Origin of the sequence: Pleurocapsa sp. FMAR1 (assembly GCF_963665995.1) — a bacterium.
In the GTDB taxonomy this organism is placed as follows: Bacteria; Cyanobacteriota; Cyanobacteriia; order Cyanobacteriales; family Xenococcaceae; genus Waterburya.
Map to the genome: position 1 here is coordinate 1,390,905 of NZ_OY762512.1, position 20,495 is coordinate 1,411,399.

Below are 20,495 nucleotides of genomic sequence, written 5' to 3' on the forward strand. Positions count from 1 at the left end.
TGATAGTATTAGCTATTTTTTCCTACTTATTTTAAGCTACTTTTATCAACAGGATTTGGTATTATATGTTATTTTGCCGTCTAGACTAATAATCTTTTAGTGTCATGCTTTTAGCGCGGGTTGGTAAATGCCTGTTACTTATAAAAAGCGAATATTGTCGAGACAAGACCATACCTTTGTACTTATGTTTTGTAACTAAAATAATAAATTCTATCCAAGATTAACCAACCCAACAAACAGCCGATCGCGTAATGGGGAAAATCCCACCAGACAAAGGTAGATCCTAACAATAACTTCCAAATAATTGTCTCACGTAGAGCGATCGGTACGTGGGTAAAAAATAGCTGCGATATTTCAATTAGGCTAGTAACAATAAACACCCAAACAGGAATTATTACAGTAGCTCTTTTACTAGGAAAAAACCAGGAAAATACCAAACACCAAAGTATTTCGTATAGAATATCTCCCGAATAATCATGCACCCAAGCTTGACCGATTCCTGTATATGCTTTAGAAAATAAACCTAAAGGAACGATAATTAGGATTAAAATAAAAATAGCAACATTACGATTCACGAAATAGAAATAACAAAAATACGATGGCATCTCCTATATAATAAAAATGCCATTTTGTTTGCTTGCTTGTATTTTTTTAGAGCATAGCAAATTCAATAATAGCTAATTATTTTACGAACGTCATGGGAACGATTGATATAGCTATTACATATTGTTTGGGTTAAAGTTACAGCAAATACAATACTAAAGAAGAGATAAGTAACCTAAAGCAGCTTATCTAGCGTAATTGGCAAATCGCGAACTCGCTTTCCAGTGGCGTGGTAAACTGCATTAGCGATCGCAGCAGCGACACCAACGATACTAATTTCACCAAGACCCCGCGAACCCATGGGATTAATATAGGGATCGGGGCGATCGATAAAAGAGATATCAAAGTTGTCGATATCGGCGTTAACGGGTACGAGATATTCACTAAGATTGGGATTGACATAACGTCCATAGCGATAGTCGGTAATAGTATGTTCCATCAATGCCATACCTATCCCCATTACCATGCCGCCAACTGCCTGACTGCGGGCGGTCTGAGGATTGAGAATGCGACCGACATCGTACACGCCGACAATTCGAGAGACTCGTACTTGACCGAACGGATCGATTTTGACCTCGGCAAAGTGTGTACCGAAAGAAAAGAAAGCAAACTTTTCGCGTTCATCACCTGGCTCGGTTTTTACTTCTGCTTCAACTGCATCGGTGTTGGCACGACTGAGAATTTCAGCATAGGTTTCGTCTACCGATGGTCGATCTTTGAGGAATAATCGCCCATCACTAATAGCAATTTGGTCTTGAGAACTTCCAAAAAGTGGAGAAGTGCGATCGCCTAAAGCCAGAGTTAGCACCTTATCTTTTACTGCTTCTGTAGCGGCAACTACAGCCGAACCAACGCTAGCAGTAGTCCAAGAGCCTCCCGTCACAGGTGCTTTGGGAAACTGCGACTCACCCAACTCAAATTTGACTCGCTCTAAAGGTAAGCCCAAAGAATCGGCAGCAAGTTGACTCATAACCGTGTAGACCCCGCTACCTTGCTCGTGGGTCGCACTGGAAACAACAGCGTTACCGTTAGCAAAAATAGTGGCTTTTGCCGAGGCTGGTTGGCGCATTCCCGGATAGGTAGTAGTTGCCATGCCCCAACCGATAAGCGTGTCATCATCGCCCATTGATCGCAGTAAAGGGTTGCGTTGCTGCCAGCCAAAACGCTCGATTCCCCGTTCGTAGCACTCTTTAAGATGCTTGCTCGACCAAGGTTTTTGCTCTTGTGGTTCTACTTCAGCATAATTTCTCAGTCGCAACTCGACGGGATCGATATTTAGCATATAGGCAAGCTCATCCATTGCCGATTCTAAAGCAAACATACCCGAAGCCTGACCTGGTGCTCGCATCACTGTAGGTGTCGGAGCATTTAGACGCGCTAGCTTGTGAGATATTTCTAGGTTGGGACAGGCATAAAGACTTTTGGTCATTAAACCAGCAGACTCTGTGTACTGAGCTATTGGCGATGTATGTGTCAAAGTTGCATGTTTAATCCCTATTAGCTTGCCTTCTTTTGTAGCTGCCAAAGTAAGTGATTGAATAGTTCGAGGTCGATGTCCTGCTAAGGTAAACATCTGCTGGCGCGAAAGCTCGATTCTCACTGGACGACCTGTTTGTTTTGCCGCCAGTGCCGCAAGGACTACATGACCCCACTGAAACCCTTTAGAGCCAAATGAACCGCCTATATAATGACAGACAACACGCACTTTTGCTTGCGGCATACCGAACGACTGTGCCAATACTTGCTGTACGCCTTTGATAAATCTTGTCGTATCGTATACTGTCAGGCGCTCGCCCGACCATTCTGCTACTGTAGCGGAGGTTTCGATGGGATTGTGATGTTCGACTGGCGTTGTATAGGTTTGCTCTAGTTTGATTGCGGCTGAGTTGAGTGCTTGCGTTACGTCTCCCCGACTAATTTGCAGTTTTTCTCTACCGACAAAAAGTTCTGGTTCAAACACCGAGGAACTTGTTTGTTCTAATCGAACTAGCGGTTCTTGCCAATCGTAAGTCACTTTTACTAACTCGGCAGCGCGTTCGGCTCTTACTTGCGTATCGGCAATAACTACTGCTATATGCTGTCCTGCATAATGCACTATGTTGTCCTGCAAGGGTTGCCGCGACTCACCAAGTCCATTGTCACCAATAAACTCTTCTGGAGGTGAGTTTAATCTAGGTGTGTTTTGGTGGGTCAGGATAGCAATTACGCCTGGAGCTTTTTGAGCCGCCTCGGTATCGATCTTTTTTATTCTTCCTTTAGCAATTTTGCTGGGAACTATTGCACCATAGGCAAGGTTGGGAGGCGCAAACTCTGCCGAATAACGAGCTTCACCAGTTACTTTAAGTTTTCCCTCTACTCGGTTTTTCGGCTGGTTAATTGTTTTGTTTGCTTCTTGGCTCATAAATCAATTTCTTATAAATACTGTTGCAGCAACGCATATAAATTATAAGCAAAAATAGGCTAGTTTTTGCCTCTGTCTTGAAAAATAAACGATCGCTCAACGAGCCATATATTTACATAATTTAATAATATATCTGACAAAAAGGGCGTTGGTGAGTGCGTAATGCTAAAGGAATTAAAATGAAATAGTCAAATCACCTATTGAGCAATGAATTGTCCTCAGTGTAAATCTTCTAATAAGAAGAAAAATGGCTTTCGCCGTGGAAAACAATGCTACAAATGCAAAGACTGTGGCTGCCAATATGTCGAAAACCCCAAACCGAGATCTTATCCAAATGAAGTCAAACAACTATGTTTAAAAATGTATCTTAACGGCATGGGATTTAGAGCGATCGCGAGAGTTACTGATATAGATCATGCCACAATTATTAACTGGGTAAAAGAAAAAGGAGAAACACTATCTGACAAGCCTCAAGATGAAGAAATTCCTGAAATAACTGAAATTGATGAGTTGCCAACTTTTGTGGGCTGTAAAAAGAATAAATTTTGGCTTTGGACGGTAGTAAATCATTGGAATCAGGGAATCTTACTCTGGACAATAGGAGACCGTTCTCACCAAACTTTTGAACAGATTTGGCAGATTATTAAATGCTGGAACAGCTTTTGGTATGTCACCGATGGCTGGAAAGTTTATCCGATGTACATCCAACCTGAAGATCATCTTGTTTGCAAAACATACATGACGCTTAGTTGAGGGAGAAAACACCAGACTTAGACATTATTTGGCTCGTTTGCATCGCAAGACACTTTGTTACTCCAAATCTCTAGATATGCTGAAATATTCTATTCGCCTGTTGTTGTTTTATTTGAGGTTCAAAACTATACCTGCTTCCCTCTAAAACATTACGCATTCACCAACGCCCTTTGATAAAAAATGAAGAATTAACTCTTCCTGATGCTAATGAAATTTTATTTAGAGCTTTAAAAGAAGGCTGGAATCCTACCGATTTTCAAAAAGAAAGGTTAATGGAAGCTGGTTTGTATTCTTTTGACGCTGCGATACGAGAAAAATTAGCAGAAATCAATTTCTTTAAGAGGATTACTTACAATATTCCCAGAAACTCAAATAGAATTCAGTTCTTTAACCGTGGTGAAATGATCTGGGAAGAACAGATAGCCGAGCTTTTGAAAGTTTCTAATCGAGGATTGATAGAAATGTATAAGTTTAAAGTTAGGCAATATCAAGAAAATCTGAAACAATTAGGATTAATTTCCTAAATAGTTAAAGTGCGATCGCCTTACACTTTTTAAAAAACTTATTTCAATTAAAATCTTATTCCACTTTTTCCATAGGAGCGATTTTGGGAATGATTTTAGTTACTCCCATGCTCAGAAATTTAACTGCTAGGGTTGCCTTTTTGCCACTGCCCAAAATATGAGTAACTTCGCCGTCTCCAAACTCATGGTGTAAAACGCGATCGCCTACACTCCAGTCAATATCAATGGCTTGCGAGGTTCTTTCGGCGCGGGTACGGCGACGATAAGTAGTTGCCAAATTAATATTACTACTAATTAACTCTCCTGGAAGTTCCTGCAAAAACTGGGAGGATACCGCAGGTTCTCTTGTTCCCCAAAGACGGCGTTCTCTGGCGTAGGTAAGAAATAGCTGTTCTTGAGCGCGAGTTACCCCTACATAACATAAACGACGCTCTTCTTCTATTTCCAGAGGGTCATTTAAAGTTCGATTGTGGGGTAACAAACCTTGTTCCATGCCAACTAAAAAAACCACAGGAAATTCTAATCCTTTAGCTGAATGTAAGGTCATCATCGAGACTTTTTGCTGTTCTTCATTTAAATTATCTAAATCTGAGGAGAGAGATGCACTAGCCAGAAATGCTTCTAAGCTATTTTCTTCATTGTCTTCCTGAAACTGCTGCACCGCGTTATATAACTCGTAAATGTTAGCTATACGGTTATCGGCTTCGTCTGTACCTTGTTGCTGTAGTTCTGTGACGTATCCCGTCTGCTCAATAATATGACTTAAAACTTCTGCTGCCGTGAGGTTTTCAAGCTGATCCTTAGTTGCCTGAATCATTCGGGCAAACTCATTCAAAGATTTTGCTGCTCGTCCTCCCATAGTATTAACAGAGGTTTCGTCGTTCACAATTTCCCACAGAGGTATGCCCATTTGCCCAGAAGCATCCATTAATCTATCCATGGTTGTTTTACCGATACCACGACGGGGAGTATTGATAATTCGCAGCAGGCTAACGGTATCTTCTGGATTAACTATAATGCGTAAATAGGCGATCGCATCTTTAACTTCTTTGCGGTCGTAAAACTTTAAACCGCCGACAATATTATAAGGAATATTATTGTGTAGCAGTAAATCCTCAAAGGGACGAGACTGAGCATTAGTGCGATACAAAATAGAAAAATCACCCCAGTCTATTTCAGGATGATTTTCTTTAATCTGCTTTATTTGCTGCACTACAAACCGCGCTTCTTCCTGCTCTTCATCGGCTTTGTGAAGATAGATTTGTTCTCCCACGCCTCTTGTCGGCTTAAGAACTTTATCAATCCGTTGGCTATTATGAGCAATAAGATGATTCGCTGCCTGTAATATATTCTCGCGGGAACGATAATTCTCTTCCAGCTTAATCATAGTGCGGGTGTCTTCATCGGCTAGACCATCACCAAAATCTTTTTGAAAATTTAGCAGAATCGTAAAGTCAGCTAAACGGAAAGAATAAATTGACTGATCCGCATCTCCTACCACAAAGAGCGATCGCCTGTTCCAATTCCATTCACTTTTATTTGTCTCTCCATTAGTTGCCAATAAGCGAATCAAGTCATACTGAATACGGTTGGTATCCTGATATTCATCAACTAAAATATGCTGAAATTGCGTATGCCAATAGCCTAAAATTGATTCATTTTGCTGAAAAAGCTTAACAGGGACCCAGATTAAATCATCAAAATCCAAGGCATTGTTTGCTGCCAGCCGAGACTGATATTCGTTATAAATTTCTGAGATAACTCGACCACGATAACCAGGCTCATGTTTAGCAAAGTCATCAGGAGTCAAACCCTGATTTTTGGCATTACTAACGGTATATCTAATCTTTTTAGGATCGAACTTTTTGTTATCTAAATTTAATTCTTTAGTAACAATATTCTTAAATAGACTTTGAACATCCGACTCATCAAAAATCGAAAAATTGCGTTTCCAAGTGCGCCCTCGTTCATCTTGGTATTTATTAATATCAAAGCGCAGTAGCTTGGCAAATAAACTATGAAAAGTTCCAATCCACAGCTTTTTAGTTGTTCTTTTATACACCCTTGATTTTAGAGCCTTTTGCTCATACTCTGTCAAAAACTCCAGCCGTTGACCATGGTGTTCTAAAGCTAACTCCGTGGCAAAGATATATTCAATCCTTTCCCGCATCTCCCGCGCAGCCTTATTCGTAAAGGTAACTGCCAAAATATGCTCTGGATCTACCTTTTGGTTACGAATCAAATTAGCAATGCGATAGGTCAACGCCCTGGTTTTACCCGAACCTGCCCCCGCAACTACCAACATTGGTCCACAGTAATGCTCTACAGCAAGGCGTTGTGAAGGATTCAGTTGGCTCAGAAAGTCGGACATTTTGCAAGGATGAGAAACTCTAAAGGGATGAGGACGGAAGTATAAAGGATGAAATAAATAACTCCTGGTTGTTTATGTTATCAAGATTTTGATCTTAAAGCTCAATGTATCTTACGCTTAATGCGAATTAAAAATGTTTAATCTAGTTTTTATATGTAGTTGATCTTTGAAAACCATATTTATTCCTGGGGGAACTTTCCCCCAGACCCCGCTCTCGCGCATTCCCTTGCTAGCGGGTGTGGAACAAGGCTCTTGAACAGAGCCGTTTCCACCCGCTCTGACGGCGACGCGGTGAGACAGTTGCGGTGGACGGTTTCACCGGCATAAGCAAACTGTTGAACCCTTTAGGGGGTCGCTCGCCTGCTGGGGACGTTACGACCCTCCCCAGACCCCTTCCGTATAAGAGTATAGCTACAATATTTGTTTCACTGACTGATTTATTGCTCTAAATTTACAGAGTGACAATTATTACCTAAATCAAATTCTTGAAACTCTTTTAAGATAAAGTTTTTCACTGATTAATAGCGGTAGACCTAATTCACATCAGACGTATATTATATCAAGCAACTGAACCATAAAATTTATTACAGTGGTAGCGCAAGCAAGTAGCTAGAATAAACTTACAGTTCCTCGATTTCCATTTTTCTTTTGAGAGGTAATGACATCGGCTTAGTATCAGCTTGGGGTAGTTCTATCAGTTCTTTTTCCTTCTGTTTAACTTCTTTTGGTAACAAGATTGGCATAGGCTCTTGTTCGTCTACCCAATAGTTAGCTACAGGCAATGTATGCTCTAAATCTTCTAGCAGTCGAGGAATTACCATTACTGCGTGTAGTTCGCCTATTCTTTCCGCTTCCTGCATTCCTGCATCAATAGCTATTGCCACATTAGCAATTGAACCACGAATAATTGCCGTACACAAACCATCCCCGATTTTCTCGTAGGAAGCTAGCTGCACGTCAGCAGATTTGAGCATAGCATCTGCACCACCCACCATGGCGGGAAAACCTCTGGTTTCTAACAAGCCAATAGCACGATTGCTTAAGCGACTATAGCCTCTTCTTTTGTTAGTCAGTTCAATTAAATGACTACCAATCGGGAAAATTGCCTCTAAATTCGGCATAGGGCGGGCAATTACTAACTTAGACACTAGCTGACCAAACTTTTCGGCGGTTTTTGCTCCTTCTTCTACTGCTAACCGCACATCAGCAATGTTGCCTCTAACTACAGCAGTACAGTATCCACTGCCAATTTTTTCATAACCCACCATGGTCACTTCTGCTGACTTGAGCATCATGTCTGCCGTACCAACAATTGCAGGAAAACTTTTGGTAGAAACTAAACCTAGAGCGCTGTCTTTGAAAGGATGCTCGCTGGTATAGCTTGGCTCGCTTGGCTCTCTACTTACCCTACTTATGGGTGTCTTTCTATATTCTAAATTAGACATTAAGTATTTCTTTCCTCTACAAATGTGCCACGACTAGCAGGTATTTATTTCTTCATATCCAGTGTAGTCAGAAAAATGAATCGTAAGCTTGCTTATAGTTTAACTGATTAACCCTAATACAAGTTGGATATTAATAGTTGAATACATGATATTCAACATTAAATTAGTTTATAATTGGCGATCGCTGTAGTCAATCCTTCTAAGGTAAATTCTTCAGCTTCTAGATCAAATCTACCAAATAGTTCGCCACAAGTTTTTGATGTTTGTGGTCCAATTGAAGCAATGCAAACATCTTTTAAGATAGACTGGATATCAGGTTCAGATTTGACTTGTTTTAATAACTGATAAAAGTTGGTTACTGTTTTTGAGCTTGCAAAGGTTAGCACATCAACTTGATGCTGTTGTAAAGCCTGCAATGCAGTTTGGTCTATTTGAGCAGGGCATTGAGACTGATAGGCAGCAACTTCAGTTACGATTGCACCTTGATTAGTTAATTCCTGAACCAATATTTCCCTACCGCCTGTTTCAACGCGAGGAAAGAGAATCTTTTGACTAGCTAAATCTTCAGGAAAATGAGCAACTAAAGAATCAGCTATATAGTCTGGAGGAATAAAGTCAGGTTGAAGATGTTTTGTTTGTAATACTGATGCGGTTTTACGACCAACAACAGCAATCTTAATTCCTGCCAAAGCACGAGCATCGTAACCCAAACTATTTAAGCGATCGCAAAAGTAGTTGACTCCATTAGCAGAAGTTAAAATAAGCCATTGAAACTGATTGATATTAGCGATCGCCCGATCCAAGTCTGTCCAGCTAGAAGGAGGGGTAATTGTTAAGGCCGGCATTTCAATGACCTTTGCTCCTTGTTGTTCTAATAAAGTTGTAAATTTACTCGATTGTGATGCAGCGCGAGTAACTAATATAGTTTTATTTACCAAAGGCAGAGAAGATAGGGCGGGGGAATTTTGATTAAGTTTCACAACTTTTCCAATGACGATAACTGCGGGAGAAAGAGATACTCCAGTGGTTATTTCTACTATATCGGTTAAAGACCCCTGAAAAATTTCCTGTTTAGCTCGTCCACAGTGGCGAATAATAGCAATAGGTTCGTCAGGCGATCGCCCATTATCAATTAAATTCTTAATAATTTGACCGAGAGAACGTCCTCCCATTAAGATTACCAAGGTATCAATGCTAGCTAAAGCTGACCAATCTAGGATATCTGGCTCATGTCCGCTAACCACTGCAAAGCAGCGACTTAGATCTTTATCTGTGAGCGGAATTCCTGCTAATAATGGCGCAGCCAATACCGAAGAAATACCAGGAATAAATTCAAAGCTGCAACCTGCTGTCTTTAGTGCTGCAACCTCCTCGTTAGCGCGTCCAAAAATCAAGGGATCGCCACTTTTTAATCTGACTATTTGTTTACCCTGAAGACAATGTTCTATCAATAGCTGATTGATTTTTGCTTGGGGAGTGCTGGCTTTTCCTCCTCGTTTACCAACGCTGATTTTAAGACAATTTTCAGGAGCTAAATTCAACAATGACTTATCTACCAAAGCATCATAAATTAATACATTAGCAATAGTAAGTAGTTTTTTAGCTTTAACAGTTAAATATTCTTCCTTACCTACTCCTGCACCGACTAAGTAAACCTTACCACCAGAGAACATAGACTGATATTTACCTTCAAAGCATCCAAATTTAAGATAACTCTATTTGCGATTGTAAAATCAATAAAATAAAAATCGCGCTCGCGATCAAACAACATTACCGCTGGCTACAAAATCATGCTAATAATTTTAAAGGCAAGAATAAATATGTTTGTAGATCTAGGCTATCACGACAAAACTAATGACCGAATCACCTATCGAGCATAACCATTTAGATTCTGAACAAGTATTAATCTCTCCTGATTTATTATCTTTACCAGATCGACTTCAGGTTGAATCTTCGCCTCTACAGTTAGGAATCATGGCTTCGGGTAGTGGCACAAATTTTGAAGCTATAGCCAAAGCGATCGCTGATGGTAAACTTAACGCAGAGATTCAAGTCTTAATTTACAATAACCCCCAAGCCAAAGTTAAAGAACGTGCAGAGAAATATAATATCCCCACGGTATTAATTGACCATCGACAGTATCAAAAGCGAGAAAATTTCGATCACGAGATAGTTGCCGTCCTAAAAGCTTATGGCGCAAACTGGGTGGTCATGGCGGGATGGATGCGAATCATTACTCAGATTTTACTTGATGGCTACCCCAACCGTGTAATTAATATTCATCCAAGTTTGTTGCCTAGTTTTAAAGGTATTGGGGCAGTAGAACAGGCATTAGCTGCTAAGGTCAAAATAACGGGCTGTACCGTCCATTTGGTTAGTTTAGAGGTCGATAGTGGTGAAATAATCATGCAGGCTGCTGTACCTGTATTGCCTAGTGATAATTTTCAAACTTTGCACTCTAGGATACAGACACAAGAACATAATATACTGCCCCAGGCGATCGCCTTAGCTGCATCAAAGTTTTAAACAACATACATCTAAATAAATTCTATAGGCTTGATTCATTATCAATTATCCTCGTTTTGCCCGTCAATAACTCCTGCATCATACTCTGCTTGATGGCTTTGTATTTGTCTAGCTTTTTTCTAAGCCTTCTATCTCTGTATCTATGATTACCTAATCTAGAATGCGATCGCGCTGGATTAATATTAAACCTCTAGCTTAGTTAGACAAAAGTGTGGAAACTGCAATTTATCCTATTAATATTATTATTATTATCCATAAAAAACTATTTATAGTCCTTATAGCAACTACGAACTAATTTTTACTAATATTTTTTTCCATGAGTTTATGCATAAATCTCCAATGCAAAAAAGCAAAAAATTCTGATACACTACTTTTTTGTGAAAGCTGTGGCTCAGAGCTTTTAATAGATGGGCGATATCGAGTACAGCGTCTACTAGGACAAGGAGGATTTGGTCATACTTATGAAGTATTAGACCTCAATTCTAGACCAAAAGTACTAAAAGTATTGATGGACAATCATCCTAAATATGTAGAGCTATTCCAGCAAGAAGCTCGCGTATTAGAAATCATGAATCATCCTGGTATTCCCAAACTTGATTTAGATGGTTACTTCACCTACTATCCCCAAAGTTGTCAAGAGCCTTTGCACTGTATTGTAATGGAAAAGATTGAAGGCTTAGATTTAGAAGAATACCTTGCTAAAAGAGGCAACAAACCAATATCTTATAAACGGGCTTTACGTTGGTTAGCGGAACTAAGTTTAATTCTAGAACAGGTACACAATCTAGATTTTTTTCATCGTGATATTAAGCCTAGTAATATCATGTTACAAGCAAATGGTTGTCTAGTTTTAATCGATTTTGGCACAGCGAGGCATCTTTCTGACAGTTATATTCAAAAATTCTCGGCAGGTCAAATTACTGGGGTAATATCTAGCGGATATACTCCTATAGAACAAATGAGAGGTAAAGCTGTTAAGCAGTCAGATTTTTATGCTTTAGGAGGTACGATGATCTATCTTCTCACTGCCTTGAATCCTCTGACATTTTATAATTCTCATCGAGACAAAATAGAATGGTTTAAAGCGGTTGAAAATGTTCCACCCGAACTGATTAATCTCATTGATTCGATGATATCTTCTCTTCCTGCAAACAGACCAACAAGTGCTAGAGCTATTTTTCAAGAAATTGTTAAGATTGATTCTAGTTTGCAAAGCGTAGAAAACTACTGGTTGAAGCCATCAAGTATTTCATCTTTTCAGTCAGTTGAAGCTCGCAGTCAAACAGCTTTTTACAGTAATAGTTCGATACAACCAATTGAATTTCATCAACAAGTATCCTCTCAATTTATCGATCTGTGTTCTCACAATTTAGCAGAGTTTATTGGACCGATGGCAACAATTATTTGCACCCAAACCTTAGCTGCTAACCCTTATTTGTCGACTGAGGAGTTTGTGCAAGCCTTGGCAAAAAAAATTCCCAATGCCCAAGATGCCCAACAATTTAAACAGCGTTTGCTGTAGACAAGCTATTATAATTTAAGATATACATCTAATTTATTTTGGTGATTGGTTTTCAATCATTTCCATTGCCATTTTAAGACTCACCTTGAGACGATTTAAAGAACGAGCCAAAATGCCAATTTCATCGTTGTTTTTGTGCTTAAACTCGACACTAAAATCTCCCGTACTTAATTTTTTAGACAGGGAAGACATCTTATTAATCGGGTCAGTAATGGTAAATTTAAGAAATATATTTAATAAGACGATTCCTAACATTAAAAAGATAGACACTCTGCCCAGAACTTGCCAGCGCAAGTTTTGGGCTTGTTTTACTACTTGACTTGCAGGAACAGAAATAATCTGCGCTCCTACAATTTCATTCATTTTCCAGCCAAAACCATTATCTTTGCCATAGGTAGCAATCTGGCTAGCAGGAGCGTTTTTAGGGATACTGTGACATCTTAAGCAACTCTCTTGCTTAATTGCCAAAGGACGAGCTATATAAAATAATTCCCCTCCTGGTATGGTATGAAAACCATGCTGTTGTAAATCTACCATTTTCAGGTCGGCAGAATTAGGGTTGTCTCGAAAAGACTTTATAATTTCAGTTTCAAACTTATCTGCTTTATCTCGCAAGTTGGTGGGATTAAGAGTAGCTTCTTTATAAAAAAACTGGCTGTATTTTTCGTTGCTTCTAAGATTTTCAAAAACTTCTCGCGCTGAGTAAGCAGGTACAGTTTGGGGTATAAAAAACTTTTCTGTTTCTAAACTTGATGCTAGTTCGGGATTAACTTGAGTGCTAGTATATTGACGTACAGAGTTCATAGTTTCGATTAGCAACGATGCTCGGTCAGCAACAATCTGTTCTGCATAGTTTTGCAATATTCTAGATAGTATCAAGCTGATAGTTAAGGTTAAAACTAAAAAAATTATGCCTAAAAGAAGATTTAGCTTTATACCCAAATTAATATTTTTAAACATAGAAATTTTTACTTTAAAATGAAGCAAGTAATATTATAATTAATACACAATTCTAAATGTACTAATTATAACTTCAACAATATATAAGAAATCAAGGGCTATTTTCTTGGCGATTAATTAAGTTTAATAAATAATATTAAACTTGACGTTAGCGATTTTACCAAAAGTCGTATGTTTGCTTGTAATAAAAATAACTTAGTTTGTTGACTGTAAATATTAAATATTTTTGAAGACTTTTAGCCAAAATTATAGGAATAAATAACTATGTGGTTGCCTCGTTTTTTGGTAATAATACTCATTTTTTGCACAGTAACAGCCTGCAATCAAGTAGAATCAGGGGTGTCTCAACAACTAGTTGTAGGTGTGGTAGGTTATGGAGAAGGCGATAGCTCTTTAAGTCGATACTCCGACTTACAAACCTATTTAGGTATTCAACTAAAAAGCATTATAGAATTAGAGCCGGTTTATAACGAGATTCAAGCTTTAGATAAACTTGCCCAGCAAAAATGGGATTTAGCTTTTACTCCTCCAGGCTTAACGGCGATCGCAATTAATCGACATCAATATAAGGCGATAATTCCCCTAGAAGGAGTTGAAGAACTACGCTCGGCAATCGTCGTTAATCAAGATAGTAGTTTGCAGAATATTAAAGATCTTGCGGGTAAAACTATTGCTTTGGGACAAGAAGGTTCAGCAACTAGTTATTATTTGCCTATTTACAATCTTTACGGTTTAGCTTTAAAAAAAGTGCGTTTTTCTTCCACTCCCCAAATTAGCTTAAAATGGCTCGAACAAAGAGAAGTCGATGCTACTGCTTTATCTTTGCAAGAATTTAATCAATATCGCCCAGATTTCCCACCAAAGCAATTTCGCATCATTGATGTTGATGCTCACACTATTCCATCTGGTGCAATTGTCATTGCTGACAAAATCAAGCCAGAGCAAGCCCAAGTAATCCAAAATGTTTTGGCTCAAGCCCCCTCTAATATTGCTGCTTCTGCAAATTTCTTACCTACCGAACCCGTTCCTCGGTATGAATATTTAACCAAGGTGATTGAAAGGGTGATACCCATTAGCAAAAGAATCAAAGAGCAGCCAGCTTTATTTTATGACTCCCACAAAAGTTTGGCTAAGTGAACAGTTATCTCAGCCAACAAAACTTGGTAAACATAAGACCTCTTGCAAAAGTATTAATCAATCGACAATCGGCTAAGTCAGCGTTCTATGACGTAGCAATGAACGTCTGATACACTACTTTAGTATTGGTTAAGGTTAATGCCCGCTTCTTTCGCCATTGTGCCAATACCTTTTTTCTCTAAAGTTTTGATCGCTTTAGTAGATAAGCGCAATCTTACCCAGCGGTTACCTTCTGCCCACCAAACTCTTTTCCACTGCAAATTTACACCCTGCAATTTTTTGGTGCGACGATGAGAGTGTGAAACTGCCATTGCATTATTGGCTTTTTTCCCTGTTATCTGACATTTACGAGCCATAATTAGCCTCTGATTATATATTACAATCCATTATTATAGCCAAAGTTAGACTCAGACCTGAATTTTATTTTTGGTATTGATTGATAATGATGAACAATATCCAAGACTATTATCAAATAAGCGATCGCCTGGCAACTTCAGGACAACCCACCCAGGAACAATTTGAGCTAATTGCTAATTCAGGATACCAAATCATAATTAATTTAGCCATGTCCACTTCGACTAATGCTCTAGCTAACGAAGGCGTAATTGTTACTGACTTAGGGATGGTTTATATTCAGATTCCTGTAGTCTGGGAAAATCCTCAGATCAAAGATGTACAGATTTTTTTCAAGACTATGCAATCTTTTGAGGATGACCGAGTTTGGGTACACTGCGCCAAAAATATGCGAGTTTCCTGCTTTGTTTATCTCTGGCAAAAATATGTTTTGCAACTATCTGAAGCTGAAGCTCGATCTACTATGGATCAAATTTGGCAACCTACAGGAGTTTGGCAAAAACTGATTGAGCAAGCCAAAACTAATTTTAGTTAAATATGCTAAACACCAAGAAATCTTAGGAATGGTGAACAGTTGTATCTCATCAGCGAAAACCTATGAACATATCCGACCGAGCTTTGTTTGATATTCCCAGGGAGATTGTCTATCTAAACTCTGCCAGTATTGCTCCTAGACTTAAACAAGTGTCTAAAGCTGGACATCAAGGCATCGATATTTTTTCTAGCCCTTGGTCAATTACTTCTGATGATAGGTTTCGCAATCCAGAAATACTCCGTGAAGAATTTGCCCGTTTTATTGAAGTAGATGCCGACACTGTTGCCTTAGTTCCCTCTGCAAGCTATGGCATCGCAGTAGCAGCAAAAAACATTCCCATAGAAGCAAACGCAAATATTGTAGTTCTCGAAGACCAATACCCTTCAAACATCTACGCTTGGAGAAGACGAGCCGACGAATCGAGAGCAATGATCCGAGTTGCTCAACGAAGGACAAATAATTCTCTGACTGAATCAGTGTTAAACCTTATTGATTCAAATACCGCCGTAGTTACAATTCCTAACTGCCACTGGACGGATGGTGAACTGCTTGACCTGGTTGCTGTTGGTGAAGCAGCTAGAACTGCGGGTGCTGCATTAGTTGTTGATGCTAGCCAATCTTTAGGGGCTTTGCCCATCAATTTTGATGTAGTTCAACCTGATTTTGTCGTTTCAGTTGGTCATAAGTGGCTACTGGGTTCTTATGGACTAGGATATTTATACGTTGACAAGAAATGGCATAGTTGCGGAATTCCCATAGAAGAATCTTCGCTTACCCGTCGTGGAAGCGAGGACTCCTCGCAACTAGCTAACTATGTTGATGAATACCGCCCAGGCGCACGCCGATTTGACTTTGGGGAGTTTACTCAATTTATTTCAATACCTATGGCTATAGCTGCCATTTCACAACTAAACAGATGGGGTAGCTTATATGTCCAGAAAGAACTCTTCAGCAGAACACAACACATTCGTGCGATATGCAATCGGCTTGGTATTGAAACGCTTCCTACTGAGCGAAGTGCTGGACATATTGTCGGCATAAAATTAAACGCAGAGCAACAACCCATGAAGCTTGCAGCCGTTCTCAAATCAGCCAATATTTATATTAGCGTTCGCAGTGAAACGATCAGGGTTGCACCCCATCTTCACACCGATGAGCAAGATATCAAAAGGTTTGGCTCTGTGCTGAAGGAATATCTTGTTTAGAAAGGCGTAAAATAAAATGTGTTCGATAGGATTGAAATTAAATAGTGCCAGTTTATGTAGACTAAATGTTTAATCCTAAAGACTTATCTGTCGAATTAATTTTGATTAGGCTTGTCTATAAATAAAGCAACTCTATCTGCTTCTCGACTATATATCTACGCTTCGATCTAATTTTAAAGCTCGATCAAAGGCTGCGATCGCTCTTTAAACTAGATAGCCGAAAAAGCTATCTATGATTTGTGCCAAGATAACTTTCTCTAATCTCGATATAATACAATATAAAATACACCGTAAAACTTTGAACTATAATTGAAGACCTTGTGATTAACTTCTAAATTTCTCAATCAGTATAATTTCTGATTGGACATCGCTGCTTGCAATAGCGATTTGCAAAAATCAAACTCAAGCACAGTATTCAGTTTAATAAACTAAGTGTGGCAAAAAATCATTTTTTTTAGTTAGGCTAGAGTTATTCTTAAATCTTATATATGTATCTAGTAAACAAATAGCTATATATAACTATGAACAACTTTCAGACAAAAGTAGAAAAGCAATTAGCAAATTCTACTGTTTCAAAACTCAGCAACCGCAAGAAAAACAGTAAAATAAGCACTTCAGTAAGAAAGTTAGCTGCGGGATGGATAATTTTTCAGACCCTTTTTCTGGCAACTCCCATTTTGGCACAGCAGAAATCCAACAATAATCTTAATTACGGTGAGTTTTTAAAAAAATTAGCAGATAACCAAGTTGCAAAAGTAGAAATTGATGAAACTACTAATCTTGCCAACGTGACCTTGAAGGGACAAGAAAAAGGCTCTCCTCCCCATGAAGTAGTTTTATTTGAGCAAAATCAAGATCTGATTCCGAAGATACGGGCTCAAAACGTCGATTTTGCCATCAAAACTTCCGTAGATCGCTCAACAACTGTAGGCATTTTGTTGAATCTACTGATCTTTTTTGTTTTAATATTGGGGCTGATTATGATTGTGCGTCGCTCTGCTAATGCTTCTGGTCAAGCTATGAGTTTTGGGAAATCCAAAGCCAAGTTTCAGATGGAGGCAAAAACGGGGATTCAGTTTAATGATGTAGCAGGAATCGAAGAAGCCAAAGAAGAGTTACAAGAAGTCGTAACCTTTCTCAAAGAACCAGAAAGATTTACGGCAATTGGTGCCAAAATTCCTAGGGGAGTATTATTAATTGGTCCTCCTGGGACAGGTAAAACCCTCTTAGCAAAAGCGATCGCTGGAGAAGCTGGAGTGCCATTTTTTAGCATCTCTGGTTCTGAGTTTGTCGAGATGTTTGTTGGTGTAGGTGCATCCCGCGTTCGCGATTTATTTAAAAAAGCCAAAGAAAATGCCCCCTGCATTATTTTTATTGATGAAATAGATGCCGTTGGTCGCCAAAGGGGTGCAGGGATTGGCGGAGGCAACGATGAGCGAGAACAAACTCTTAATCAACTGCTGACGGAGATGGACGGTTTTGAAGGCAATAGTGGCGTTATCGTTATTGCTGCTACCAATCGTCCTGATGTTCTAGATCAGGCTTTGCTGCGTCCTGGTCGTTTTGATCGTCAGGTAATGGTGGACTATCCTGATTTGCAGGGTAGACTAGGTATTCTAGAAGTTCATGCCCGTGGCAAGAAAATTGCCCCTGAAGTATCTTTAGATGCGATCGCTCGTCGTACTCCTGGATTTAGCGGTGCAGATTTAGCGAACCTCTTGAATGAAGCTGCAATTTTGACCGCCAGAAGACATAAAGAGGCGGTAACAATGTTAGAGGTAAATGATGCCGTAGATCGTATTGTAGCGGGAATGGAAGGCATTCCTTTAATAGATAGTAAGTTCAAAAGACTAATTGCCTATCATGAAGTTGGTCATGCGATCGTTGCTAGTATGATTCCTGGACACGATCCCGTAGAGAAGGTTACTATCATTCCCAGAGGAGGCGCAGGAGGTTTGACTTGGTTTACTCCAGAAGAAGAAATGGGGTTAGAAACCAAATCAAAAATTCTGGCAAAAATTACTTCGCTTTTAGGCGGTAGAGCAGCCGAAGAAATAATATTTGGCACAGATGAGATAACTCAAGGTGCAGGTCAAGATATTCAAATGCTGACTTCTTTAGCGCGCAAAATGGTAACTAAATTTGGAATGTCAGATTTAGGAGCATTAGCCTTGGAGGGTCAAGAACAACCCGTATTCTTGGGGGGTGATTCTGGGACGAGAAACGAATATTCAGAAGAAGTTGCTGCCCAAATTGATGTGCGTATCCGCAATATTGCTCTGGAGTGCCATAACAAAGCTAAAAAGATAATTGGTGAGAATCGTTTAGCTGTCGATCGAATTGTAGATATTTTGATTGAAAAAGAAACAATTGAGGGTAAAGAGTTTCGCAAGTACCTCGCTCGATTTTCTCCTAATTATCAATCTGAAGAAACAAGAGATAGAACCCTTAGTCTGACTAAAAAGTAGTAACTAGTTAAAGCATTCTAAAGCAATCGCCTGTACTTAATCTAAGTACAGGCGATTGTTACGTGCGACTGGATAGCTTTTTATCTTTTAACTTACGTCCCTTATCCGAACAGATAACTAAAAACTCGTAACCCTATATTTATCCTACACTCCATACCCCACACACAACCCAAGTCTCTCGCTATATTCGAGAATTGGTATAAGCTTATTCTACGCACTTCAAAGTAGATGCGGTTTATACCGAGTTGCATTCAAACCTGTAATTTTACTCTTTGCGTCTTTGCGTCTTGGCGCGAGATAATCTTATCTCTTTGAAAGCGACTTGGTATTGGTACCCACTTCGTTAGCATCTAAATTGCCTTGAGAAAGTTTTCTTTTTGCTGACGATTACTCCAACGCAATAAGCCAAATGATGCTTCCCAGGAAAAAATTGCGTAGCCATAGCCATATTGTTTAACTGTATTCATTTGTTGTTGGATCTCAGCTAAAGGCTTTTGTTTTGTAAAACCACCTGCATAAATACCAACTGCTACATCTACATAGTTTTTTACTTCAGGTAAAATAGAGTTATCGATTGACAGTGCGACTTCTTGGCTAGTCTGACGATAAAGCTGCATCACTAATTCATCGATTAGTCCCGCTTTAATCCAAGCTAGCCAATCTTGTGAGTATCTATTTAGGGAAAATCTTAAAGGATGAGGAGAAAGAGAAATAACTAAGTCTGGTCTAATTTTTCTGATGGCTTTTACTACCTTGCGGGTTAACTGTGTCATCTCAACAGTTTTATTGCCAAACTGAATTGGTATACCCCAATGATCGTCAATTTGAATACCGTAAAGATCGAGATAGGACGCTGCAACTTCAGTAAATAAATTTACCAAGTATTGCTGTACCTCTGGGTTAGCTGGATCTAGCCACCAATGACGATCGATTAACTTTTCGCCTTGATTAGTGGCTAAAATCCAATCTGGATGTTGTTGAGCTAACTCTGAATTAGGAAAAGTCATCATTCCATGTTCATACCAAGCATATACTTTTAAACCTTGGTGTTTTCCTTGTTTAATAGCAGTTTTCAAAGGATTGGTAAAAGGCAAAGATACGAGATAGTTTCTGGGAGCATACTTGCTAGAATAAGCTGTTCCGTTATTGTAGACATCAACATAAACCCGATTGTAATTAAGACGAGATAGTTGATAAAAAGCATTGTCTGTCAGGTTTGTATAAGTTAGAAAAGCATTGCCAAAATGACTTAGCCAGATGCCTTTGAGCGACTCAGATTTTTGTGGCGTATGGCTTGGTACAGTAGTCAAAAGACTTAGAAAAAAGAAGATAGTAACACTAATAGCGAATAGAAAAATTAACTTTTTAACTCGAATAATCAACTTTAAAATCACTGTTTTTTGCTTTCCAAGTATCGCTATGACGATAGTGTAGTTTGTCTTGGCTTACTTGTCCCCAGCTGTAAGGCGATCGCAAATATCTACTAAATCACTGAGTGCGATCGCCAAGTTGAGATTTTAGTTTAGCCACAAATTAAAACATACATATATCTTAATAATGCTCCTAAAACAAGACCTGTCATGCAGGACATTAAAATTCTGCGCTTAAAAAAATTTTACTGCGAATAACATAGACAAGTACAAATGCTGATTGAAATCGCGATCGGCTTACGACATAGCTTGGCTACGCAA

16 protein-coding genes are annotated in these 20,495 nt (G+C 39.1%); 8 read left to right on the forward strand and 8 right to left on the reverse strand.

Annotation, left to right across the window (positions count from 1 at the left end):
- Positions 1–182 precede the first annotated feature (182 nt).
- Both SLP02_RS06785 and SLP02_RS06790 read right to left on the reverse strand, forming a co-directional pair.
- On the reverse strand, positions 183–575 hold the full coding sequence (locus SLP02_RS06785; protein ID WP_319419898.1) for a ribosomal maturation YjgA family protein: 393 nt from the start codon (positions 573–575) through the stop codon (positions 183–185).
- Positions 576–778: 203 nt separating this feature from the next.
- Positions 779–3,004: a xanthine dehydrogenase family protein molybdopterin-binding subunit gene (locus SLP02_RS06790; protein WP_319419899.1), complete on the reverse strand. Its 2,226-nt coding sequence runs from the start codon at positions 3,002–3,004 to the stop codon at positions 779–781.
- 207 nt (positions 3,005–3,211) lie between these two features.
- Between SLP02_RS06790 and SLP02_RS06795 the strand changes: the two genes are divergently transcribed.
- Both SLP02_RS06795 and SLP02_RS06800 read left to right on the forward strand, forming a co-directional pair.
- A protein-coding gene (locus SLP02_RS06795; RefSeq protein ID WP_319419900.1) for an IS1 family transposase occupies positions 3,212–3,902 on the forward strand; the annotation gives its coding sequence in 2 pieces (ribosomal slippage) (positions 3,212–3,748 and positions 3,750–3,902; 690 coding nt in all).
- Positions 3,903–3,927: 25 nt separating this feature from the next.
- The gene (locus tag SLP02_RS06800) at positions 3,928–4,281 is read left to right on the forward strand and encodes a hypothetical protein (protein WP_319419901.1); all 354 of its coding nucleotides are present in this window, start codon (positions 3,928–3,930) and stop codon (positions 4,279–4,281) included.
- A 55-nt stretch (positions 4,282–4,336) separates the two neighbouring features.
- Here SLP02_RS06800 and pcrA read toward each other — a convergent pair whose 3' ends face one another.
- From pcrA to cobA, 3 genes are all read right to left on the reverse strand, one after another.
- Positions 4,337–6,652, reverse strand: a complete 2,316-nt coding sequence (gene pcrA / locus SLP02_RS06805; protein ID WP_319419902.1) for a DNA helicase PcrA — start codon at positions 6,650–6,652, stop codon at positions 4,337–4,339.
- Positions 6,653–7,272: 620 nt separating this feature from the next.
- Positions 7,273–8,097, reverse strand: a complete 825-nt coding sequence (locus tag SLP02_RS06810; RefSeq protein WP_319419903.1) for a carbon dioxide-concentrating mechanism protein — start codon at positions 8,095–8,097, stop codon at positions 7,273–7,275.
- Positions 8,098–8,255: 158 nt separating this feature from the next.
- On the reverse strand, positions 8,256–9,770 hold the full coding sequence (gene cobA / locus SLP02_RS06815) for a uroporphyrinogen-III C-methyltransferase (RefSeq protein WP_319419904.1): 1,515 nt from the start codon (positions 9,768–9,770) through the stop codon (positions 8,256–8,258).
- 181 nt (positions 9,771–9,951) lie between these two features.
- On the opposite strand from cobA, the gene purN reads away from it, so the two are divergent.
- Both purN and SLP02_RS06825 read left to right on the forward strand, forming a co-directional pair.
- The gene (purN, locus tag SLP02_RS06820) at positions 9,952–10,623 is read left to right on the forward strand and encodes a phosphoribosylglycinamide formyltransferase (RefSeq protein WP_319419905.1); all 672 of its coding nucleotides are present in this window, start codon (positions 9,952–9,954) and stop codon (positions 10,621–10,623) included.
- Between the two features lie 316 nt (positions 10,624–10,939).
- Positions 10,940–12,145 carry a serine/threonine protein kinase gene (locus SLP02_RS06825; protein ID WP_319419906.1) on the forward strand — a complete coding sequence of 402 codons (1,206 nt, stop codon included), beginning with the start codon at positions 10,940–10,942 and terminating at the stop codon, positions 12,143–12,145.
- Positions 12,146–12,178: 33 nt separating this feature from the next.
- On the opposite strand, the gene SLP02_RS06830 is transcribed toward SLP02_RS06825, so the two are convergent.
- Positions 12,179–13,105, reverse strand: a complete 927-nt coding sequence (locus SLP02_RS06830) for a Tll0287-like domain-containing protein (protein ID WP_319419907.1) — start codon at positions 13,103–13,105, stop codon at positions 12,179–12,181.
- A gap of 264 nt (positions 13,106–13,369) precedes the next feature.
- On the opposite strand from SLP02_RS06830, the gene SLP02_RS06835 reads away from it, so the two are divergent.
- Positions 13,370–14,242, forward strand: a complete 873-nt coding sequence (locus tag SLP02_RS06835) for a phosphate/phosphite/phosphonate ABC transporter substrate-binding protein (protein ID WP_319419908.1) — start codon at positions 13,370–13,372, stop codon at positions 14,240–14,242.
- A 119-nt stretch (positions 14,243–14,361) separates the two neighbouring features.
- On the opposite strand, the gene rpmB is transcribed toward SLP02_RS06835, so the two are convergent.
- Positions 14,362–14,598, reverse strand: a complete 237-nt coding sequence (gene rpmB / locus SLP02_RS06840; RefSeq protein ID WP_319419909.1) for a 50S ribosomal protein L28 — start codon at positions 14,596–14,598, stop codon at positions 14,362–14,364.
- Positions 14,599–14,684: 86 nt separating this feature from the next.
- Here rpmB and SLP02_RS06845 point away from each other — a divergent pair, with 86 nt between their 5' ends.
- The 3 genes from SLP02_RS06845 (at position 14,685) to ftsH (ending at position 18,804) form a co-directional block, all read left to right on the forward strand.
- Positions 14,685–15,131 carry a protein tyrosine phosphatase family protein gene (locus tag SLP02_RS06845; protein ID WP_319419910.1) on the forward strand — a complete coding sequence of 149 codons (447 nt, stop codon included), beginning with the start codon at positions 14,685–14,687 and terminating at the stop codon, positions 15,129–15,131.
- Positions 15,132–15,193: 62 nt separating this feature from the next.
- The gene (locus tag SLP02_RS06850) at positions 15,194–16,336 is read left to right on the forward strand and encodes an aminotransferase class V-fold PLP-dependent enzyme (protein WP_319419911.1); all 1,143 of its coding nucleotides are present in this window, start codon (positions 15,194–15,196) and stop codon (positions 16,334–16,336) included.
- A gap of 521 nt (positions 16,337–16,857) precedes the next feature.
- Entirely contained in the window at positions 16,858–18,804 is a 1,947-nt protein-coding gene (gene ftsH / locus SLP02_RS06855) for an ATP-dependent zinc metalloprotease FtsH (protein ID WP_319419912.1), read from the forward strand.
- Positions 18,805–19,154: 350 nt separating this feature from the next.
- On the opposite strand, the gene SLP02_RS06860 is transcribed toward ftsH, so the two are convergent.
- Complete coding sequence (locus SLP02_RS06860) at positions 19,155–20,198, reverse strand: glycoside hydrolase family 10 protein (protein ID WP_319419913.1); 1,044 nt, start codon at positions 20,196–20,198, stop codon at positions 19,155–19,157.
- Positions 20,199–20,495 lie beyond the last annotated feature (297 nt).